The 3,142-nt window shown below is 60.4% G+C and carries 3 protein-coding genes and 1 pseudogene; 1 reads left to right on the top strand and 3 read right to left on the bottom strand.

Annotated elements, in window-relative coordinates; translation table 11 throughout:
- From EGI20_RS16860 to EGI20_RS16850, 3 genes and pseudogenes are all read right to left on the bottom strand, one after another.
- Window positions 1–273: pseudogene (locus EGI20_RS16860) on the bottom strand (bifunctional tetrahydrofolate synthase/dihydrofolate synthase); the annotation flags it as partial.
- A 33-nt stretch (window positions 274–306) separates the two neighbouring features.
- A complete protein-coding gene (locus tag EGI20_RS16855; RefSeq protein WP_498631352.1) occupies window positions 307–729 on the bottom strand; it encodes a protein YgfX in 423 nt (140 codons plus the stop codon).
- A gap of 6 nt (window positions 730–735) precedes the next feature.
- Window positions 736–1,092: a hypothetical protein gene (locus tag EGI20_RS16850; RefSeq protein ID WP_124734482.1), complete on the bottom strand. Its 357-nt coding sequence runs from the start codon at window positions 1,090–1,092 to the stop codon at window positions 736–738.
- A 153-nt stretch (window positions 1,093–1,245) separates the two neighbouring features.
- Between EGI20_RS16850 and EGI20_RS16845 the strand changes: the two genes are divergently transcribed.
- Window positions 1,246–3,142: ATP-binding cassette domain-containing protein (locus tag EGI20_RS16845; RefSeq protein ID WP_498632863.1), on the top strand; the 1,897-nt coding region annotated here is incomplete at its 3' end.

Here is a 3,142-nt window from a genome sequence, read left to right as displayed (position 1 = left end):
GATCGCGACGCGTTCGTTGTAGTCATTGATATGCGGCGAGGTATAGGTGCCCACTTTGAAGCCGGCGCGATTCAGGATGGTCGACAGCATGGCTGCGACCGAACCCTTGCCATTGGTGCCGCCTATCAAGACCACGGGGAAATCGGTATCCAGCTGCATGGCAGCCTTGACCGCACTCACCCGGGCAAGTCCCATATCGATAGTGACCGGGTGGGCGGCTTCCAGATAGGCAAGCCACTGTTCAAGCGTGGAACTGGCGTTGGGTATCATCATGGTGACAACTCTCATTATGGGGTCGGGGGAGGATCAGGGCCTGCGCGCATCCGGCTGCCAGCGCAAAAAGACGCGCAGCTTACGCAAGGCATCGGCGTCTGCGCTGTCCGGCCATAGCGTGAGCCTGCGCCTTTGACTGCCGGCATGTGCCATCACGACACTCAGCCATGGACTGCTGCGGCTATTGCCATCCAGCAGCCAGAGCTCGCTCCTATCCGGAAAAACCGCGCTCAGTACGCCCGAGGCGCTGACGTCCAGACACAAGGGCCGGCGGCGATTGGCGAGCCAGCCCTCGCTTTGCAGGCAAGCCAGCAGCAAGGCTGCATCCAGTAGCAGCAGGACCCACGGTCCATTGCAGTACAGCACCGCCAGCGCAAGGCTTGAGGCCAGCAGGCAAAACAGCAGCAGCGCCAGCAGCGACCGGCGTAAAGTCACGCGAAACGGCCGCAGCGCCATGCCAGCTTACAGCTCGGTCGTCGGCGTATTCAGAATATCGGCGTCCACGCTGTCCAGCACCATGCTGTGGAACTCGACATCGAACCACTGCCAGAACGCCAGCAGCGAGATATCAGCAGGCCAGGCCGACTCGTCTTCGTGCCAGCTGGCCAGCTCCATACGGAATAGCTGCTCGGCCATTTCGTCGATATAGGCAACCGCCTGCTCCGGCTCGTCAAACTCGGGCAAAAGCATGGCGGTACAGTCGGCACGCAGGCTGTCCAGCGTCAGATCTATCATGTCCTCGCCGGATACGGTACGCAGCCACGCAAGAAAAGGCGCGCGCGGTTTGATAATGGCGACGGAGCGATCAACGAAATACATGGTTTATCCTTGGGTGACGGGCAAAACGCGATGGCGGAAAATTAAAGGCAGGCCATCACGGCGCGCATTGTACATGGCTAGCACGGCGTAGCGAAGGCAGGCGCGCATGGCGTGCTACAATCGCGCCATCCCAAACTACCCAGCGAGCCATCCATGGCCCTCATTTCTGTCGAGAAGGCTTGCCTTGCCTTCGGACACCACGCCCTACTGGACCGTGTCGATTTTTCCCTGGAGGCAGGCGAAGTCGTCGGCCTGATCGGCCGCAACGGCGCCGGCAAATCTTCCCTGATCAAATCCATCGCCGGCATGGTGCGTCTCGACGATGGCCGCATCAATATCCAGGGCAACCTGAATATAGGCTGGGTACCACAAGAGCCCGAATTCAATCCCGAGCATACGGTATTCGAAGCCGTATCCGAGGGTCTGGGCGAACTCAAGGCCTTTCTGGCCGAATATCATACGCTGGCCGATGCGCTGACCCAGCCCGATGCCGACTTTGACACCCTGATGCACCGCATGACGCATATCCAGCACGAGATCGAACTGCGTGACGGCTGGGCGTTCGATGCGCTGATTGCCACCACCTTGTCCCACCTCGAGCTCAAACCCGACGTCAAGATCAGCGCCCTGTCCGGCGGCTGGAAAAAGCGTGTGGCGCTGGCGCGCGCACTGGCGGCCAAACCGGATGTGTTGCTACTGGACGAACCGACCAACCATCTGGACGTTTCCGCCATCGAATGGCTGGAAGGCCTGCTCAAGGGCTTTGCCGGCTCGGTCTTGCTGGTCACCCACGACCGCCGCTTCCTTGACAATGTCGCCACCCGCATTATCGAGCTGGATCGCGGCATTCTGCGCAGCTATCCCGGCAGCTTCTCCGCCTACCACGTCAAAAAGGCGGAAGAACTGGCCATCGAAGCCGAGCAGGCCCGCCTGTTCGACAAATTCCATGCCCAGGAAGAAGCCTGGATACGCAAGGGCGTCGAAGCGCGCCGCACCCGTAACGAAGGCCGCGTACGCCGTCTGGAAGCGCTGCGTGTCGCCCGTTCACAACGGCGCGAGCGCGTGGGTCAGGTCAACTTCCAGCTAGATCCGGGCGAGCGTTCGGGCAAGCTGGTCGCCGAGCTGGAACATGTCAGCAAGGGCTTTGGCAGCCGCACCCTGATCCGCGACTTCACCACCCGCATCCTGCGCGGCGACAAGATCGGCCTGATCGGCCCCAATGGCGCCGGCAAAACCACCTTGCTCAAGCTGATTCTGGGGGAGCTGGAAGCCGATAGCGGCGACATCAAGCGCGGCACCAAACTTGATATTGCCTACTTCGACCAGTTCCGCACCCAGCTGGACGAAGAAATGAGCGTGGCCGACGTCATCAGCCAGGGCAACGACTTTATCGAAGTCGCCGGCCACAGAAAGCATGTGATGAGCTATCTGGAAGACTTTTTGTTCGAGCCTGCGCGTGCGCGCAGCCCGGTCAAATCGCTGTCCGGTGGCGAGCGCAACCGCCTGCTGCTGGCACGCCTGTTTACCCGCCCGGCCAATGTGCTGGTGCTGGATGAACCGACCAACGATCTGGATATCGATACGCTTGAGTTGCTGGAAGAACTGATCACCCAGTACGCAGGCACCGTGTTTCTGGTCAGCCATGACCGCGCCTTCCTCGACAATGTCGTCACCCAGACCATCGTGTTTGAAGGCGACGGCAAACTGGAAGAATACCCGGGCGGTTATCAGGACTGGGTAGACACCAAGGCGCGCATGGCGGCCATGAAACCGGCCGAAGCCACAGCCAAGCCGGTAGCCGCCAGCACAGCCAAGGCCGAACGCAACAAGGCCAGCCGCAACAAACTATCGTTTAATGAAACGCGCGAGCTGACCCAGTTGCCGGATGAAATTGCCGCACTGGAAGGCGAGCAGGCCGAGTTGACACAAAAACTGCTGGACCCTGCCGTATTTCGCGAACAGCCGCAACAAGCCCATACCTGGCAGTTGCGTATCGAGGAAATCGAGCTTGCCATGCTGGATAAACTCGCGCGCTGGGAAGAACTGGAAG

This window comes from Aquitalea sp. S1-19 (genome assembly GCF_024343515.1).
This window is presented reverse-complemented; position numbering and strand designations above follow the sequence as displayed.

Bases quoted from the DNA above. Each gene is read 5' to 3' on its own strand.
- EGI20_RS16855 (WP_498631352.1), bottom strand. From the start codon at position 729: ATGGCGCTGCGGCCGTTTCGCGTGACTTTACGCCGGTCGCTGCTGGCG.
- EGI20_RS16850 (WP_124734482.1), bottom strand. From the start codon at position 1,092: ATGTATTTCGTTGATCGCTCCGTCGCCATTATCAAACCGCGCGCGCCT.